Annotated in this window: 13 protein-coding genes; 5 read left to right on the forward strand and 8 right to left on the reverse strand. The window is 55.9% G+C overall.

Annotated features, from left to right (window positions below):
• Positions 1 to 123 precede the first annotated feature (123 nt).
• Positions 124 to 1,464, forward strand: coding sequence for a serine hydrolase domain-containing protein (locus ACR0IP_RS11220; protein WP_480525560.1), 1,341 nt, complete (start codon positions 124 to 126; stop codon positions 1,462 to 1,464).
• Positions 1,465 to 1,523: 59 nt separating this feature from the next.
• On the opposite strand, the gene ACR0IP_RS11225 is transcribed toward ACR0IP_RS11220, so the two are convergent.
• The 8 genes from ACR0IP_RS11225 to ACR0IP_RS11260 all read right to left on the reverse strand — a co-directional run bounded on the left by ACR0IP_RS11225 (position 1,524) and on the right by ACR0IP_RS11260 (position 12,944).
• Positions 1,524 to 3,065: a phospholipase D-like domain-containing protein gene (locus ACR0IP_RS11225; RefSeq protein WP_480525562.1), complete on the reverse strand. Its 1,542-nt coding sequence runs from the start codon at positions 3,063 to 3,065 to the stop codon at positions 1,524 to 1,526.
• A 614-nt stretch (positions 3,066 to 3,679) separates the two neighbouring features.
• Positions 3,680 to 5,101: an AMP-binding protein gene (locus ACR0IP_RS11230; protein ID WP_480525564.1), complete on the reverse strand. Its 1,422-nt coding sequence runs from the start codon at positions 5,099 to 5,101 to the stop codon at positions 3,680 to 3,682.
• Positions 5,094 to 5,939 (reverse strand): hypothetical protein, encoded by an 846-nt coding sequence (locus ACR0IP_RS11235; protein WP_480525566.1) that lies wholly within the window; start codon positions 5,937 to 5,939, stop codon positions 5,094 to 5,096. The genes ACR0IP_RS11230 and ACR0IP_RS11235 overlap by 8 nt, the downstream gene beginning before the upstream one ends.
• A complete protein-coding gene (locus ACR0IP_RS11240) occupies positions 5,936 to 7,255 on the reverse strand; it encodes a hypothetical protein (protein ID WP_480525567.1) in 1,320 nt (439 codons plus the stop codon). Before ACR0IP_RS11240 ends, ACR0IP_RS11235 begins: the two co-directional genes overlap by 4 nt.
• Positions 7,252 to 8,352: a BtaA family protein gene (locus tag ACR0IP_RS11245; protein WP_480525569.1), complete on the reverse strand. Its 1,101-nt coding sequence runs from the start codon at positions 8,350 to 8,352 to the stop codon at positions 7,252 to 7,254. Before ACR0IP_RS11245 ends, ACR0IP_RS11240 begins: the two co-directional genes overlap by 4 nt.
• A complete protein-coding gene (locus ACR0IP_RS11250; RefSeq protein WP_480525571.1) occupies positions 8,345 to 10,801 on the reverse strand; it encodes a PEP/pyruvate-binding domain-containing protein in 2,457 nt (818 codons plus the stop codon). The genes ACR0IP_RS11245 and ACR0IP_RS11250 overlap by 8 nt, the downstream gene beginning before the upstream one ends.
• The gene (locus ACR0IP_RS11255) at positions 10,798 to 11,709 is read right to left on the reverse strand and encodes a UbiA family prenyltransferase (protein ID WP_170660584.1); all 912 of its coding nucleotides are present in this window, start codon (positions 11,707 to 11,709) and stop codon (positions 10,798 to 10,800) included. Before ACR0IP_RS11255 ends, ACR0IP_RS11250 begins: the two co-directional genes overlap by 4 nt.
• On the reverse strand, positions 11,706 to 12,944 hold the full coding sequence (locus ACR0IP_RS11260; RefSeq protein WP_480525573.1) for a hydroxymethylglutaryl-CoA reductase: 1,239 nt from the start codon (positions 12,942 to 12,944) through the stop codon (positions 11,706 to 11,708). Before ACR0IP_RS11260 ends, ACR0IP_RS11255 begins: the two co-directional genes overlap by 4 nt.
• A 384-nt stretch (positions 12,945 to 13,328) precedes the next feature.
• Here ACR0IP_RS11260 and ACR0IP_RS11265 point away from each other — a divergent pair, with 384 nt between their 5' ends.
• From ACR0IP_RS11265 to ACR0IP_RS11280, 4 genes are read left to right on the forward strand one after another with little or no spacing between them, the layout of a single operon-like run.
• On the forward strand, positions 13,329 to 14,747 hold the full coding sequence (locus ACR0IP_RS11265) for a circularly permuted type 2 ATP-grasp protein (protein ID WP_170638005.1): 1,419 nt from the start codon (positions 13,329 to 13,331) through the stop codon (positions 14,745 to 14,747).
• 2 nt (positions 14,748 to 14,749) lie between these two features.
• Positions 14,750 to 15,691: an alpha-E domain-containing protein gene (locus ACR0IP_RS11270; protein ID WP_480525575.1), complete on the forward strand. Its 942-nt coding sequence runs from the start codon at positions 14,750 to 14,752 to the stop codon at positions 15,689 to 15,691.
• Between the two features lie 3 nt (positions 15,692 to 15,694).
• Complete coding sequence (locus ACR0IP_RS11275) at positions 15,695 to 16,492, forward strand: transglutaminase-like domain-containing protein (RefSeq protein WP_170375815.1); 798 nt, start codon at positions 15,695 to 15,697, stop codon at positions 16,490 to 16,492.
• Between the two features lie 11 nt (positions 16,493 to 16,503).
• Positions 16,504 to 17,238: a proteasome-type protease gene (locus tag ACR0IP_RS11280; protein WP_170375812.1), complete on the forward strand. Its 735-nt coding sequence runs from the start codon at positions 16,504 to 16,506 to the stop codon at positions 17,236 to 17,238.
• Positions 17,239 to 17,839 lie beyond the last annotated feature (601 nt).

Below are 17,839 nucleotides of genomic sequence, written 5' to 3' on the forward strand. Positions count from 1 at the left end.
TTCCCGATAAAACGGACTATGCTTTGCCGAGCAAAACTACGTTGTTCAGTTCTTTGAAAACCCGATTTCAACACGCTGGCCGCGGCCATACTTCAGTTGCAATTCATTTGGAGCGATACTGCCATGCCAAACACTTCATTACTTTCAAAGTCCAATTTTCCAGTTTTTGCGCTTATTGGAGGTTTGATTATGCAAAGCCTTGGAACATCTCCTGCACATGCTGAAGACGACCCATACGCTACGCCGCGAGAAGACTTTTCCATCCGTGACCTACGGAATGGTTACACGGCCGAGCAAGCCTACGACCTGAGTTCTGAATGGAATTTGCAGAAGTTTCTCGACATCACCGAAGCCGGGGCGTTTTCATACATGAACCTCGCCGAGTTCCTACCGAGTTCGGTTATTCGCCGCGACGGGGCCGTCGCGATGCTTGCGACAAACCTTAACGATGCCATAGGCGCGACGAGCGTCCAAGGCGCCGATGGCAATGCCGTCTCGCTCGACGAGATGATTAATGCTGATGATTCCACGGTGCAGGGCGTTATGGTTCTTCACAACGGCGAAATCGCTTACGAGGCCTACCCAGGAATGCGTCGGACGGACAACCACGTCTGGATGTCCAATGCAAAGATCTTATCGAGCTTGCTGATCGGTCAATTGGAAGATGAGGGTAAGATCGACGTCCAGAAAACGGTTGGAGACTATGTCGAGGGCACCAAGGGAACAGCTTGGGAGAGCATAAAAGTCATCGACGTCCTGAACATGCAGTCTGGTTTGGATCTGGAAGAAAACCCCCTGTCGCGCAAAGGCGATACGCCATATGGGCGTTTTGTCAGGGCTGAGGTTGGTGTTCCGAACGAAGCTGGCGTCCTGCAAACGCATAACGAAGCCCTTTTTGCTATACCCAAGCTACGGGAACCGGCTGAGGCCTTCGAATACTCTTCTGCAAACACACAAATGCTTGGTCTTGTTATTGAATCCGTTACGAACCAGCGGCTTGGTGAAGCGATCACGGAGCGGGTCTGGAGCAAAGCGGGAATGACTGGCGACGCCACTCTTGCGCTGTCACCTCAAGGAAACGGCATCATACACGGTCTGATCAGCAGCCGATTGATCGACATGGCAAAGATAGGTCTGCTCTACACGCCGAGCTGGGACAAGACAGCTTCAGGCCGCATTGTTTCTGAAAAGATGATCGAAATGATCCAAACAGCGGGTGTCGCTGAAAACTACATGAAGGGAACGCTTGGCCCGCACCTTTCTGACGCATTCCGCGAGCAACCAATGGCAAACGCGTACCAATGGGATGCCGTTTTTGCCGATGGCGATTTCTACAAAAGTGGGATGAATGGCCAAGGCATCTATGTCTCGCCAGGAAAAGACGCCGTCGTGGTTTGGTACGCAACCGGAGGTGCCAGTGTCGACATGGAAGCTTACGCCAGGGCCATTGTGACTTCACTGTAGGTCAGATCACGTACTGGTGTCTCTGGCTGCGGGTCAACAGATTGTCGGTCGTTTGATGACTAGAGCATCCATTCGACCGGCAGCCACCTGACAACGGCCGTCAGGGCACGCTGTAAACCGGTGGTTTCCGGGTCTGCTGTGTGAATGGTGACTGTCCCATCCTGCTCTTCTTGCAGCCAGATCATCTCGCCGCTGTCGTTAAGTTCGACGCGGTAAGAAAACTCAGGCCGGTTCAATTGCTCCGCAAGCGACGCAGCAATCGTTGGGCTTTCGATCATAAGGCCCATTTCTGTATTTAGTCGCGCGGACCTCGGGTCGAGGTTGTAAGAACCTATAAATATCCGTTCTCCATCCGATCCAAAGACTTTTGCGTGTAGACCAGAAGCCGATCCAGCCAGCATCTCGGGCAGGCTGCGCTCGCGATGCTCACGCCGCAAAGTTCGAAGCTCAAGCAACTCTATACCACTGTTGAGCAAGTCTTCCCTGTATCGCATATAGGCCGCGTGCACGGGCATCACATCCGTGGCATCCAGTGAGTTGGTTAAGACGCGGACCTTCACTCCGGACTTTGCCAACCCTTCCAGAACCTCCGCGCCTCTTTCCCCCGGAATGAAATACGCAGAGACCAAGTCCAATGAGATTTGAGAGGTTTTGGCGAACTCGATAAGTTGTTCGACAATCAGGTCTTCACTTTCTACTTCGCCCAAACCTTTTGACGGGTCGTCGACAAAAAGAGTGACTTCGCTCCACTCGAACTTCAGATCATGTTCTGCTATCCGGTCGGCCAGTTCGTTATCCTGAATTGCCCTTTGATAGCCTGCGCCAAACGCAGTCTGGCGCGCGGCGTCTGCCTTTGCTTTCAGACTTTTTTCCGACGGAGGTTCCAAAAAGAGCCCAGCGTCGTAAGCGGAGGCACTATTCCAGTATGCGTCGAAGGATTGCGACACCTCATCCACAATCGGGCCGATAGCTATCGCGTCTACATCCAGGTAGTGCGTTCCCGCCCCGTAGTCGAAATAGATGTCACCAATGTTACGTCCCCCAACTATCGTGGCGACCCCGTCTACAGTCATTGACTTGTTGTGCATCCGCCGGTTCAGGCGACCAAAGTCAAATGCATAGGACAGGAGTTTTGGGTTCCTCAAAGTGAAAGGATTGAAAATGCGTACATTTGCATGTGGCAGGGTGTCCAGTTCGGCAAGCAAATCATCCAACCCGGAGATACCGTTATCGTCGACCAGCAATCTGACGCGCACGCCTCGCTCTGCTGCTGCCCTAAGCTCTTCCAGAAGCATCAGGCCGGTAACGTCATCTTGCCAGATGTAGTACTGAGCATCGATTGAGGATGTCGCTTCTCTCGCGAGGATCGCCCGGGCCGCAAAAGCCGCGCGTCCATTTCCCAAAGGCCTTACACCGTCGAGCCTGGGGTTACGCTCAAGAGCATTTCTAATAGTTGCGCCTAATGGCCCGTCCCAATCTGCATATTGTTTAAACGTTGGCTCAGAAAAATTTTCTTCAGGAAGTGGAAAGGTCCACCTTAACCCGACTATGGCCACTGCCATCAGCGCCACCGAAATCAAACATATTCTGATCAGCCGCATTCAGGGTTCCGTTGTTGGCGCGCGGGATTAGCCTTACAGTTGAGATTGGCCTATCGACTGATAGTTTTTCAAGAGCTTAGGTTGGAGCATAAGATTGAGCATAGACTGGTGTCCACTATGGGCTGGATTTGACCGGTCTTTGCAATTGAGATCGAGGCCTTCTGCCAGAAATAAATGAGTGATGGTGCGTGAGCTTCGCAGGGGAACTGACCACTTAAACAGATATCGCTTCACATAACACGGGTTCAGTGACGATAGTGGTTCGGTATGGTGAGGCATTTCAGCCAAAAGTCGTTTGCGCTTGCTTCTGCATCGGGAAACATGCGCACTCTTTCGATAAACCTGCTGGGTGCCTGGCCCGGCATGATGGGTCTCGACGGCTTCGCCGTCTATCCAATCGCCGCGCTTGATCTGCCCCACCGAACGGCGTCTCATACGCTCCCCGTGCTTGATGGGTTCGGTTCCTCAACAAGGGCTCTAGTCGGCCGAAACGACCCAGGAAGTAGAGGCCTCGTATTCGATGTTTCTTTAAATGCGGATAAGAATGCGTCATCCAGCAAGGCGAAGGAGCCGTTCAGGTATGGAGCTTTGGCGATTGTTGAGCCGTATCGTGCCTAAGTTGTCAGGCTGCTTTCCAGTTTCGCGCGATCGACTTTGGAGGCATGGCGCTTGTCCATGGGGATGCTCTCAATCGAAACCACATCGGGAACGCCAAACCCAAGCGCAGAACGCTTCCAATCCTCGAGGTACTTTTGTGTTCCTTGGACGCAGAGTGTGGGGCCTACTTTCGTTGTGATAAAAGCGCATCGATCCACGCCCGGCCATTGCTGGGCCGCGACTTCGATCGCAAAGGGGAAAAGCGTACCTGAGGCGACTTCAATTTCGGATCCGATACGCCCCCAAAGCCACAAACGTCCGTCATCATCCAGCGTGCCCGCGTCACCAGTCCGGTGCCAAACAATGTCACCTTCCTTGATTTTGTTTTGTTGTGAGTGACGCGGGTCCAAATACCCTTCATTCACATGTGCGCCGGCGACCTGAATCTCGTTGTCGCGAATGCGGAGCGTGATGTCAGGGACCGGATAGCCCACGAGCAGCCCCTTTCCAGAAGCCATGTCGCGGTAATCCTCTTCCGAGATGTCGAGGGCATTGAGATGCGCGATTGGTTCAGCTTCGGTCGAGCCGTAGACGCACACAACTGACAGCCTGTGCCGACTTCTCAATGTCTCCACCAGGTTTGGAAACACCGGGCCACCGCCGGTGAACACCGCATATAAAGGCCCCGTGTCCTCGGATCGAACTAGCTTTTCGCACAGTGATGGCGGGATCAGGGCGCGGGTTACTTTCTGCGCCTGAATCAACCGTTCCAACTGCGTGGGTGATACGCGGTCCAGTTTGCTAAGCTTCCAATTAGGTAAGACACTTGTGCGCCCGGCCGCCAGATTGATCAGGGTGAACACCGGAAAGGCGACCAGATCACGCTCGGCCATGTTGCTGTGGAGGAGGGGTGCGATGGCAGCGTGCTGAGCCATCAGAAACGCATGCGAGCGGGGAATGGCTTTGGGCTGACCTGTTGTGCCGGAGGTGAAGGAGATTAGGGCGATATCATCCGGCTGCACCTTGTGCATTTTCGGGGTGATGTGGCTTTCTCCGGGCGTGAGGACGGGAAGGGTCCAAAGGCTGGGAACCAGAAACTTCAGCAAAGAATACGCGCCCGCCGCGCAGAACACTTTTGGGTTTGTTGTCCGAATGGCATGGCGCAGACCGGCCAGTCCCATGGCTGGCTCCGGCAAGACTACGGTAGCGCCAAGGGACCACAGGGCGGCCAGGCTGGCATAGAGGTCAGCGTTGACCGGCATTGCCAACAGCACACGATCCCCCGGTTGGATGTCCTTGCCCTGCCACCGACCCGCCAATTGCTGAACGCGTTTGTGTAGGGCCTGAAAATTGATCTGGCGCCCTTTGCCGTCCACGATGGCGGTCTGGTTCGGAACCTGCTCGACCGCAGCGGCGAAATGGGACAACAGGTCAGCCATTCAGCTTGCGTCCAAGCAGGGTATAGCGCCGAAAAATCGTCGCACCTTCGGCGGCGCTGCGGTCCGCCGAGGTGTTGTCATCATGGATCAGCGCATGAATTGCCGTGTCGTACCCCATGCTGAATGCCGTCTTGTGAAACTTGTGTGCCAAATGTCGACCGGCCCCGGGTTCGAGACTGGCATAGGTCTTTAGGATTGCGGAAGTTGGATTGGGGCCTTCTGCATAGTTTGGAATGCCAAACAGAAATCCGGCCAATGTCCCGTCTTGGCGGCGCGCAAACAGGATCAGGTCGCGCTTCATCATCGGCACGACCGGCATGTACATGGCCAGAAAATCCGCTTCAGATATCGGCTTGTAGAACGCGTTGTTTGAGAACGCCCGCGTTGAGAGTTCAAAGACCTGACGAAAGAGGGCCTCGGGGTCTGTTCCGTCCCAGGCCTCCACCACGAAGCGGCCGCTATCCGACGGTGCGGTCGCAGCAGCGGCCTGCAGCGCTACACGGGCCGAGAAATACCGACTGATCTCTGCGAAACCTACAGACCGGAACACCTCGAGCTCATGCGGTTTGTTGGTGGGCTCCATAAGGAACGGAGCGGACCCGTCGCTGTCCGAGACGAACCGGTAGCTGTGCCATGTATCGCCCGACATCGGCCCAATAATACGGTCGAGGCCCGCATCTTGCACCCGCTCGATCCCCTCGCGCAGAATCTCGTCACCAGCCTCAGGCGTTTTACAGGAAAATTCACCGAAAGTTGCTGTCGGCGCACCCTCCCAGTTCGGGCCGTTCAGGTAGACGGTCAGTTTTGCATGCGCTGTTTTGATGGTCTCTTTGGTCATGAAATAACCCCTACGCCAAGCGATCCAACAACGCTCCAAAGGTAGTAAAACAAGGGCAGGGTCAGGGCCAACAGCGTGAGTCTAAACACTCTGTCTTTTTCGAACCATTGTGGTCGAGCCAACGGCACTGCGGCTGTAAGAAAGAGTGAAAACAGTGCCAAAGCCGCCAGAGGCTCGGCCCAGTTTGATTGTTCGGAATTCTGGGAAACAACCCAAGCCCGTACGGCGAACAAAACAGCTGCAGCAAGCGGTATCGCGATTGGGCTGGAACGCAGCGCCACCGCAATATGCCCCATGGCCAGCCCCATTGCACTTAGCCCAAAAAAGGAAATCGCATCCCATCCTGTTGCATGACCCATCGCAAGCCAACCAAACCCCAAAAGACCCAAGGCGGCGATGATATCCAGATCGGGGTACTTGCTGTCACAAGGAGAAGCAGTGCGCGCCCACCCATGCGCAGCAAGAACTATGATCGGCAGCACCGTATTTTGCAATTTTGCGGCGGCTAGCAGCAAAAAAACTGCAACAACATAAACACGGGTCGCATGTTTGGTCAGGCCCAGTTTGGTTCCCACCACGCCGAAACTGGCAAGGGCGGCAAAGAACAGGGCAGCCAACAGGGCGAGCTCCGCCAAAGAGCTGTGGTAGTGGCCGTTCAGAAAAATCAACAAGCCAAGCGGCAGGAACAGGTTGTCAAAACCGCGCCAACTTTGCGCTTCGACCAACGTGCCAAAACCCGCCACCATAAGGCACAACATCATGATGTTGGACGGTGGGAGGCTCGACATGAACAAGAAGCAGATGATCGCGACCAACAGCGTTACGACAAAAAACACGACTGAGCCTTCCAAGCTCTTGTCGCCATCCTCCACCACGTAGCGTTTGGTTCCATAGGTAGTTCCGGCCAGCGCAGCAGCGGCATCCGCCAGTGTCAGAACAGCAATCGGCAGGATGTAGAACAGTGTGTTTTCCCCAGCCAGCAGGAAGCAAAGCCCAACCGACAAGGCGAGCAGAAAGTCACCGTAGGACGTACGCTCTACCCCATGCAGAGTCGCGCCCAGACCCGATGAAAAGCGCGGAAGGCGGAGCACCAGCATCACTAGGATTGTGGCTGCAATCAGCATGTAAACCGGCCAACGATCGGGAAAGAGCCAAGGTAAAAGCAGTGCAAAGAGGCCGGTACTGACATGCATAAGTTTGCGCTGTACTTCGGCACTCAACCCCGCCGTTTTGGCCAGATACCGTATGACCATCATGACGCCGATCAAGGCGACCACGGACCCCGCCGCCAACAGGATCTGCCCAAGAACCGTCACGGCTGAACCTCTTCGACGACGAAATCGGAATAGAAGAATGCCATGTCGCGGGCCTTCTGTTGCGTTTCGATGTCGGTCAAGGTGTCTACCCGCTCCCTGTATTCCGGCGGAACCCGCCGGGGTGCCATCATGTTCCAATAGACCAACCGGGCGTTTGGCTCGGCGGCGGTCAGGATAGAGCCGTAGACCTGCGAGAAGGTCTCCGGCGACATGTATTCAAAGATGTCGGACAGGTTGAAGCCGCTTGCTTTCTCACCGGTTGAGACAAAAGCCTCCAACGATCCGAGGCGGATGTCCAGTCGATCCAACCGGGATCGGATCGTCTCATAGTGTTCGCGCCGCCAGGCCATCGGCAGCGCGGTTCCGTGATCGCCTTTGAGAATCCACTGCAAATAGGGATTTCGTGAGGGATCGGTGGTGACCCCAGCATGACGAATACGGCGGGCGACATGTTGGGCGGGGCTGCCCTCGACATGGTCGAAGAACGCACTGTCCCGACCCATGCGTCCCATGACGAAACGCGAGAAGAAGAGGTTCAGCAAAAGCCGCCATCGAACCGTGTTGAACCGTGTGTCGAAAAAGGTCTGGCGCTCTGTCGGCGAGCGGGGGGTGAACACTGCTTCAATGGTGCGGCGAGAATGGACGAGCGGCAACAGCCAGGTTCGAAAGATGCGAAAATAGCGCTCGAACTTGCCGACACCGCCGATACCATGTTTTTCAACCTCCGGGGTCAGCGCCTTCCAGAAGGCGCGCGTCTCAGCATCGGTGGCCTCTAAAACCCGGTTCAGCAGGGCACCCCGTCGCGTACTTGCGCGCGAACCTGTGAGTTCGATGAATTCGGGATGGTTCAGAACCTGATAGGCCGCGATCCGAAGCCTGAGGCAGGCAATCTGCGCCGGTGACAGGTCCAAAACCATAACGCGCGCAGGATCGAGTGTCAGCATCGCCAGCGCATTGTCCCCGGCCGAGCAGATGGACACCAGCGTCTTGCCCGCACACTCACCCAAGGCTGAGGTTAGGACATCTGCGTCCTCCCACAGTTGGGCATAGCGGATATGGTCGAAATCCGCTTTTGTCTCGATCTCGCTGCTACCCATCGCACCGCTCCACTGCGCCGCTTGCCCCGTCTACACGGATCATCTCGCCATCTTCAATCCAGTGCGTGGCGCCTTTCAGGCCGACAACGCAAGGGATGCCCAACTCGCGCGCGACAATGGCCGAATGTGACAACAGCGACCCTCGTTCAACGACGATGGCGGAGGCGTTCGAGAACACGGCAATCCAGCCCGGGTCGGTGTGGCGGGCGACCAGAATGTCTCCGGGGTTCAGGGCTTCGGTGCGTGGGTCGCGGATCACACGCGCGTGCGCCTTGATCTGCCCCGCAGAACAGCCCGTGCCGTGTTTTACTCGTGCTGTGTCTACCTCGGTTTCCTTGTTTTCGGACCAGACCGGCGCGATGGCGGGCCCGCGGATTTCGATACGTTCGGGCGGGTCGGAGCGTCGGGAGGAGGCGTCATCCTCGCGTTTGCGCCTTGCAACGATGCCTTTCAGGTCGGGTGACAAGCTGTAGCCCTCAACCGCTCCGAGAACTTCATGCGTAGTCAGGAAGAAAATATCCTTAGGTGAGGACAGCAGGTCGCGGGCGGCGAATTCCCGACCGATGCCTAAAAACACACGCCGGGCGTAGCCGAAGATACGCGTGCGCTCAAAGCGCAGGTTTTCCCGGTCGCGCACGCGCGCCTTGGTCCAGCCCAATATCCATTTGGCCAATTGCCGTTTGAGAGGGTTTGACGGAAACACCGCCTTCCAGTCCGGCTCAGCGCCTTCCTGACGCACGGACGGCGGACGTTCGGCGCTGGCTGCAATCGCCAGCAGCAGGCTGGTCGGGTCTTCGCGCAGCGAAACACTTTCCAGTTTGAGTTCCTCCGTACACCGGTCGCCGAACTTCTCAAGATATGCTTCAACCTCGTCTTCGATCTGGGGGTATCCGGACAAAACCGACAGATGCGCACTGGCCTTTAGCGGCTCGGCAAGACCTGCCTGCCGGACCAACTCTCCCATCCTGGCAATGCGTTGCGCGGGTTCCGCTGAAACGATATCGCCTTGCCCGATCATGAGGTCATTGTGCAGGGTCAACCCATCCTCGCCCAGCCACTTTTGCACCAGGTTGCGCGAGCCACCAAAGGCAATCATGCATAGAAAATCGTTGATCAGCGGGGCATCCCACCGATCCAGCAGGGTGCTTTCAATGCGGCGATATTCGGCGGCCAGTTCGGTCGCATTCGAAGCATCCACATCCAGCCCCGCCTGCAAGATATCGTTCAGCCTGCGATAAAAATCACGCCGAGTCCGTGGCAGTCGGATGGCCTGCCAGACCAAGCCGCCCGCAACTTTTGCCAGTTTCGCGTAGTCCACAAGTTTGCGCCAGCCGGTGGTGGACGGCGGGGCAAGAGCATCGGTAACCTCTCGCGGCATCGGTTCAGAAACGCCCATCATCGTTTCCATGTAGTCGCGGTTTAACGAAAACCCGGGCAGAAGCGCCAGCGCGCGATACCAGTTGATCAGGTTGTAATAGGCGCGCCCGTCCACCCGTCCGAGTAAGTTGTCAAACACTGTTGGGTTTCGGGCAACCGTATGCCGGGTCACGCCCAACAGCCTAACGAATGCGCGATACACCTGAGAATACACATGCAGGGCAAAGGAATAAGTCAGCGGACTGACAATCCCCGGATAGCTTTCGACGATATTGGAATTGTCGAAAATGGTCAGGGTCTGATCTGCAAGCGGCGCCGGGCGCAGGGTCGTGGTGATCGGTCGGGCCTGCAGAATATGCAGCCCTTGCGCATCGATCGCCCATTCGATGTCCTGAGGGGAACCGAACAGCGCCTCGGCCTTTCGGGCGAGGGCTGCAATGGATTGTGCCTCGGGCAGGGTCAAATGCGCGGGCGTGTCCAGAGTGTTTTCTGGTGTGCCATCCAAACCAATGACCCAGTCTTCTCCGTCCGCTTCGCCTGACACAAGCTGCTCTGCAAGCCCGTCAATGGCCGAGATCACGACCACATTGCGCCGACCACTGACCGGATCGGCGGAAAAGGCTACACCGGCCGCTTTTGCATCGATCATGCATTGCACGATGATCGCAGGGGCTTCGGCCTCACCGCCGGATTTGACCGCCCGATAAGTCTCAATCGTGGCTGAGAAACCGGATCGCCAGACCTGCTTGGCCGCTGCGATCACATCTTTGCCGGGAACTTTCAGGACCGTTTCGAACTGTCCTGCATGGCTGTGGTCCACACCATCTTCGGACCGGCCGGAACTGCGCACCGCGTAAGGTCCGGGTCCGAGCGTTTCAAGCGCGGCGGTCACAGCCGATTTCAGGCCCTTTTGCGCGATGGGTCCTGATTGCCCCATGCGAAATGCATCGTTGGTGATGACGAAGAACGCAGGCGGGGAAAACCCGTGCTGCGCCAGATGCAAAAGGGCCGCTGCTTTCCCCCCGACAATCGAGACATCGGTGGCATCCGTTTGGGTGACGATGAACCTCATGCAACAGCTCCGATTAGGAAGGGTAGAAAACCAGCCGTAGCATAGCAGAAGAACACCCATAGGCCGGATACCGTGTCCATCCTGTTTTGGGCTTTTGCGGTGGGCGCCTGAGTGTAGCGGAGGGCGGCAATTCCGCAGGGCACCAGCGCCAGCGCGCCGATCAGGGCGGTTGGCCAGCCGACTCCGGTGGCGCTGCCTGTGCCAACAAGTAGGGCGTAGGATACCAGGACGCAGCCGATCCAGATACGCCCAGCCAGACGCGGCCCCCAAAGGCCTGAATAGGTATCGACCCCGGTGATTTCGTTTTCCGGCGCCCATAATTTGCGCCCGATCTCTAGAACGCAGCCGTTCACAAAGGACAGTGCCAGAAACAGCCATAATGAGGATGCTGCCCCACCTGCTGGCTGCCACTCGAGACCGGTCAGCAACAGGTCAATCAAGGGCATGATTGCCATATGGCTGAGCAGGTACAGAACTGGTCGGGCCTTCAGCCAGACCGGAACGCCGAATTCAACCGTCATCGCCGCGAGCCAGATCCAGACCGCACCCAACAGCCACAAAACGGGAGGGTGCCATAGCCATGCCGCAGCAAGTGCCAGGGGGATTGTCAGCAATCCCAAGCTCAGGACTTCGCCGGGTGAGACCAATCCGCGTGGGATCGGCCTGTCGGGCCGGTACCGCCGGTCATCCTCGGCGTCCTTGAACTCATCGCAGACCCGCATCTGGAAGAACAACGCCATGGCCAATACAAAGCCAGCGGCAAAGGCGGGCCACTCGGGCAGTGGCCGGTCGGCCAGACGGGCAGACACACAAATGCTGGCCGAGGAAAACACCAGCAGCAGAGGGACGGTTTTCTTCAGCGGAAAACGCTCGGACTGGTAAATCCAGAATCGGTTCTGAATGCTCATCTGTGGCGGGCCAGGCTTTCATGGGCGCGGGTGAAATGGCCCGCTGCGATCGCGGCGACGATGGAGATTTCGCCGCACAGGCATGTGGCTGCGGCCACCTCGGCCAAAGCCGTGCCACATCCGTTGCCTTTGAGACCAAGTATATTCAGCGCCGCTGTCTGGCTGGGCAAACCGGTCCCGCCACCGACCGAGCCGACAAGGATGTTAGGAAGTGTCACCGAGCAGAACAGATCGTCGCCTCTAGGTTCCATGCGCGTGACGCCCATTGCGCTTTCGGCAACGCAGGCCGCGTCCTGTCCGGTTGCAATATAGAACGCCGCCAGCCCGTTTGCATAATGTGCCTGCGCGCCAAACTGGCCGGATAAGTGTGCCCCCAGATTGGCGACGCGCCCATAGTCCAGCATGGCCTCGACCGTGGTTCCCAGCGTCTTCTCGACAATCTCAGCTGGAAGCGTGACTGAAGCGCTGACCTTGCGCCCGCGCCCCGTCACCAACCCTAAAGCAGAGGCCTTTTTGTCGCCCGAGAAATTACCTTCGACATACCAGTTTTCAATCGCGACAGGGCAGCTATCTGCGACGGTATGGCACAAAGCGTCGGTGGCGATGGTAACCATGTTCTGACCCGCCGCATCCCCTGTGGTATATCGGCAAATCAGGAAAACGACGTTGGTGTCAATGAACGGCTCCAGTGAGACAAGCTTGCCATGACGGGTCGTCGCTTCAGCCGCAGATTTGAGCATATCGATATTTGTCACCACCCAATCAACGAATTGCCCAGCCTTTAGCAGGCTCTCAAATACAAAGGCTGGTGTACGGAGCACACCTTCGTACAGAACGGCAGTGCTGACACCGCCTGAACGGGTGGCGGCGTAAGCGCCCCGGGCGTAAGACGCGACCAGCGCGGCCTCGGTGGTCGCGAGGGGGACATGGAAATCGCCATTTGCGTTCATCCCGTTTAAGCGCAAGGGGCCAATAACCCCGACAGGCAGCTTAACCGTCCCGATGAAATTCTCGATATTTGCACCGTAGATTTCGGCGTCTTCGATGGTCGCCGGATCCGCGATCTGTGCTTGATCGTCTGCGCTGGCTGTGGGTTTCAACTTGCCCCAAAAGCGTTCGAGCATCTCTTTGGTCGGCTTGCGGGAGGGGCGCAGTGTTGAAAACTCCGCATCGCTTGGCGCCATCTGCTGGGGTATCTGATCGGCGTCAAATCGCGCTTTAATGCGTTGAAGCATTTCCCGAACGTGAAAAGGAATGACCAAAAGTGTGCTCCAATAGACTTTTCGTACATATGTTGTGCAGCTAAAAACCGATGCGAGGGCAAGGTATCAGTCGCGGGATCGAAATCCAGCCAAATGTTCGCTGATCATGTGTTTGATTCAAAAGGGTCTCGCATTCGTCAAAGAGCCCGAAGGATAAGTCTGTCAGAGGAAAGGGGGAGCAAGCCTTCTCCTCGATTTGTGCAACAAAGCCGCATGAATTCGAACTAGAAAACCAGCGGCATTGTTCAAATTGGTGGATGCACCAACTCGCTTGAAAAATAGGCGTTTCTTTCAGAAGTGCTTACCAAAAAGGACCGAATGACTTGAAAACCCCGAATTGATCGTCAAACTCCTCGCATGAGTGAGTATTTTGATGAAATGTTCAACAGCGATGGATCACTCAGAGGTCCATACGAAGAGATCGGTCGTTGGTTTGATGCGGAAGATGTATCACGGCTAAGAGCTAAGCAGCGCGAGGCTGAGGAAGTCTTCAGGCTGACGGGCATAACCTTTAATGTCTACGGAAAAGCGGAAGCAGAGGAACGGTTGATACCGTTTGATATCGTGCCGCGCGTCATTTCCGCACGAGAGTGGCAGCGGCTGGAACGCGGCATCGAACAAAGGGTGCGGGCAATCAATGCCTTTCTTCACGACATCTATCACCGCCAAGAAATCGTAAGGGCCGGACGTGTACCGGCCGAGATGATCGCCGGAAACGAAGCGTTCCTGCCGCAGATGCTCGGTGTCTCGCCGCCCGGTCAGGTTTATACGCATATCGTCGGTGTTGACCTGGTGCGAACCGGACCAGATGAGTTCTTTGTGCTTGAGGACAACGCGCGTACGCCATCCGGTGTCAGCTATATGCTGGAAAACCGGGAAACGATGCTGAAGATGTTCCCCGAGCTCTTCAGCGCCACAAATGTACGAAATGTTTCCGACTACCCGCGAAATTTGAGGCGGTCTCTTGCAGCCTGCGCACCGGCTTGTGCAGAGGGAGAACCCACGGTCGCGGTTTTGACCCCCGGTATCTACAACTCAGCCTACTACGAACATGCGTTTCTTGCGGATCAGATGGCAGTGGAGTTGGTCGAAGGACACGATCTGAGGGTGGTCGACGGCCGCGTTTGTATGCGCACTACACGCGGCTACAAGCCTATCGACGTACTGTATCGACGGGTCGATGACGATTTCTTAGACCCGCTGAATTTCAACCCTGATAGCGCGCTGGGCGTTCCTGGCATCCTGGATGTCTACCGCGCGGGGGGCATCACTATTGCGAACGCTCCGGGCACAGGAATTGCGGATGATAAGGCAATCTACTCCTACATGCCTGAAATCGTTGAATTCTACACGGGCGAAAAACCTCTGCTTCAAAATGTACCCACCTGGCGTTGCAGCGATCCAGAGTCTCTGTCCTACGTGCTGGACAACCTGTCCGACCTCGTGGTCAAGGAAGTACATGGGTCTGGCGGTTACGGTATGTTGATTGGCCCTACGGCCAGCAAGAAAGAGATTTCAGCTTTCCGTGAAAAGCTGAAGAAGAGACCCGGGAACTATATAGCTCAGCCGACTCTGTCGCTTTCAACGGTTCCAATTTTCGCGCGCTCGGGGCTCGCACCCAGGCACGTTGATCTGCGCCCCTTTGTTTTGGTGTCTCCAGATGGGGTTAATATCACGCCCGGCGGTTTGACACGCGTGGCGCTGAAGAAAGGGTCGCTCGTCGTGAACTCAAGTCAGGGCGGCGGGACCAAAGACACCTGGGTTCTGGAGGACTGACCATGCTGGGAAAAACTGCTGGCGGGTTGTTCTGGATGTCCCGTTACCTCGAACGGGCGGAAAACACGGCGAGGCTGCTTGAAACAGGTCAGAGGATGGCATTGACCCGTTCCAAGAACTCTGCCGAAGAATGGGGCTCTGTACTGAAAACGGCTGGTGTTTTGGATGGATACCACGCCAAGTACGATGACATTTCAAAAGACAACGCTGTGGATTGGGTGTTGCGCGATGCCGACAACCCATCCTCGATCAAGTCGGTCATCAAACAGGCAAGGAACAACGCACGCCTTGTTCGAACCGCACTGACCCACGATGTTTGGAGCGCGGTAAACGCAAGTTGGATGCAAATTGACGAGGCGATGAAGCGCCGTGTGAATGAGCGCGATTTGCCCGCCATGTTGGAGCTTATTCGTCACCAGGCCGCACTGGTCCGTGGCGCCACTTTGGGTACCATGCTGCGCAATGATATCTTCGATTTCACTCGCATCGGCACTTTTGTCGAACGGGCCGACAACACGGGGCGCATCTTGGACGTGAAGTACTACGTTCTATTGCCCACGGCGTTCTCAGTCGGCTCGTCCCTGGACAACATCCAGTGGGAAAGCATCCTTCGTTCCGTCGGTGCTGGTGGCGGCTATCGGATGACACACGGTCAGAAAACAAGACCGTCTGACATTGCTGAGTTTTTGATCTTGGATGAGCGGATGCCCCGCAGTCTTCACTTTTGTTGTAGAAAGATTCAAGAAAACCTGTCCTACCTGAAGAAAGACTATGGCTTTGCGGGGCCGTCATGCGCCACATCAAATGCACTGTACGAGAAATATCTGGACCGGAAAATATCCGATATCTTTGAGTTGGGGCTGCATGAATACATTCAGGATTTTCTGAAAGATCTCGGCAGCTTAAGTCGTCAGATCGAGATTGACTACCGGTTCTATGAGTAGCCCATGAAACTCCATATTCGCCATAAGACACGATACGATTTCGACGCGCCGGTCCCCTTTGGACTGCAGCAGCTTAGGAAAACGCCAAAGTCATTTCGCAACCAGACCATTGAAAGCTGGAGCACCGAAGTCATCGGAGGGATCAAAGAGCTGAGCTTTGAAGACTACCACCGAAACACTGTGGAATTGATCAGTTTCGAAGCAAATACCCAAAGCATTTCTTTGATATCCGAAGGCGTTGTGGAGGTGGAAGACACACATGGTGTCCTGGGACGCCACGAAGGGTCGACACCGCTATGGCTTTTCAAACGGAGCACGCCTCAGACAACGCCAGGAAAAGGGGTTGCTGATGTGATCGGCGCGCTGCCCGAAGGCGAGCCGCTTCAGCAGATGCACGCCTTGTCCGAAAAAATTCGATCTCGGGTCACCTATAAAGTGGGAAGTTCGCACCCAGGCTGGAGTGCTGAAGAGGCCCTCACGGCTGGGTGCGGCGTGTGCCAGGACCATGCGCATATCTTCATTACCTGCGCTCGTCAGATCGGACTGCCGGCGCGCTATGTTTCGGGTTACCTGATGATGAACGAAACCGAGCTGCAGGACGCGACCCATGCCTGGGCCGAAGTGCATTTGGACGGGCTGGGATGGGTGGGATTTGACGTTTCCAACGGGATCTCGCCTGATCATCGTTATGTACGCGTCGCAACCGGTCTGGACTATGCCCAAGCTGCGCCGGTAATAGGGAACAGAATTGGGACAGCGGGCGAGCAATTGACAGTACAGTTGCAAGTCGCACAGCAGTAACGGAGAACTTAATGACCTATGCTGTGGGCATGCGGCTGAACCGCGGACTGGTGTTCATGTCCGATACGCGGACGAACGCGGGCGTCGACAACATTTCGACCTTCAACAAGATGTTCAACTGGACGGTGGAAGGTGAGCGGTCGATCACTCTGTTGACCGCAGGCAATCTGGCGACCACTCAGGCCACAGTAAGCCTGCTTGAGGAGCGCACTAAGGCCCCGGAAGATCGTTCTCCCTCGATCCTGGAAGCGCCGACAATGTTTCAGGTCGCGCAACTGGTCGCGGCTACGCTGAACGATGTCATCGAAGAGCACGCCCGGTCTGGACAACAAGCCGACAGCGCCTTTCACGCGACGCTCATTCTGGGTGGGCAGATTAAGGGCGGACCGTCTCGATTGTTCCTGATCTACCCCGAAGGCAACTTTATCGAGGCAGGCGACGACACCCCATTCTTTCAGATCGGAGAGACAAAATACGGCCGCCCAATTCTGGTGCGGGCCTACGATCCCGAAATGAGCTTTCCAGAGACCGTGAAACTCTTGCTCGTCAGTTTCGATTCCACGATCAAGGCGAACTTGTCTGTCGGGGCACCGTTGGATCTACTGCTTTACGATGAAGATAGTCTTGAAGCTGGCACGAGGTCCAGGTTTGAGAGTGACGATCAGTACTTTCGAACGATATCGGAAGGTTGGGGCGACGCCTTGAAGTCTGCCTTGTCCAAACTTCCAGAATACAAAGCGGTGTAAGAGCGAAATAGTCGATCCTCGGCTTAGTCCGCGCCCAGGTCATTGCCTGCTCATAGTTCACGCCCTCGCACTAATGTCTGTTGTTGCGCCTGCCGCCGCAGAAACTTGAATGTTGGACGAACTGCCGCAAAGGGCCGTCGGTGTTTTGGGCCGCATACGCGGTATAATTGCCCCAAAAACGTGACCTTCACCTTAGAGCTGAGCGACATTCCACATCTGTCACCGTTCAGAAGGGGTGCCGTGCCCACGGCTCCAAATGCCGCCCAGAGCGCCGCCGGGGGCGGCATCTGATTGACATTTTGGGGATTTTGGCGCAGAATAATAGCATATTTTATTAACATTAACCCTATTTGAAATTTGCATATCACACTTGGTCGCAATTGGTGCAAAGCGTCCTTTTTGGCGCAATTCCCAAGTGAAATCAGCAGAAGTTCATATTTAAATCGGAGGCTTGTTTCAGCTATGCCTAGTCACTTTCAATTTGTTTTCGGTCGTGTCACTCAGAAGGAAAACGGCCAACCTGTACACGGACTACTGGTCAAGATTCGCGCCGTTTTTGGCAACGCCTGGCATAAGCGAGATGACTGTAAGATCGACTTGG

The organism is Ruegeria sp. AL11, from assembly GCF_056540865.1.

Excerpts from the sequence above, each read along its gene's own strand:
- ACR0IP_RS11230 (WP_480525564.1), bottom strand. The coding sequence starts at position 5,101 with ATGGCTGACCTGTTGTCCCATTTCGCCGCTGCGGTCGAGCAGGTTCCG.
- ACR0IP_RS11225 (WP_480525562.1), bottom strand. The coding sequence starts at position 3,065 with ATGCGGCTGATCAGAATATGTTTGATTTCGGTGGCGCTGATGGCAGTG.
- ACR0IP_RS11275 (WP_170375815.1), top strand. The coding sequence starts at position 15,695 with ATGAAACTCCATATTCGCCATAAGACACGATACGATTTCGACGCGCCG.
- ACR0IP_RS11270 (WP_480525575.1), top strand. The coding sequence starts at position 14,750 with ATGCTGGGAAAAACTGCTGGCGGGTTGTTCTGGATGTCCCGTTACCTC.
- ACR0IP_RS11235 (WP_480525566.1), bottom strand. The coding sequence starts at position 5,939 with ATGACCAAAGAGACCATCAAAACAGCGCATGCAAAACTGACCGTCTAC.
- ACR0IP_RS11260 (WP_480525573.1), bottom strand. The coding sequence starts at position 12,944 with ATGCTTCAACGCATTAAAGCGCGATTTGACGCCGATCAGATACCCCAG.
- ACR0IP_RS11265 (WP_170638005.1), top strand. The coding sequence starts at position 13,329 with ATGAGTGAGTATTTTGATGAAATGTTCAACAGCGATGGATCACTCAGA.
- ACR0IP_RS11255 (WP_170660584.1), bottom strand. The coding sequence starts at position 11,709 with ATGAGCATTCAGAACCGATTCTGGATTTACCAGTCCGAGCGTTTTCCG.
- ACR0IP_RS11280 (WP_170375812.1), top strand. The coding sequence starts at position 16,504 with ATGACCTATGCTGTGGGCATGCGGCTGAACCGCGGACTGGTGTTCATG.
- ACR0IP_RS11250 (WP_480525571.1), bottom strand. The coding sequence starts at position 10,801 with ATGAGGTTCATCGTCACCCAAACGGATGCCACCGATGTCTCGATTGTC.
- ACR0IP_RS11245 (WP_480525569.1), bottom strand. The coding sequence starts at position 8,352 with ATGGGTAGCAGCGAGATCGAGACAAAAGCGGATTTCGACCATATCCGC.
- ACR0IP_RS11220 (WP_480525560.1), top strand. The coding sequence starts at position 124 with ATGCCAAACACTTCATTACTTTCAAAGTCCAATTTTCCAGTTTTTGCG.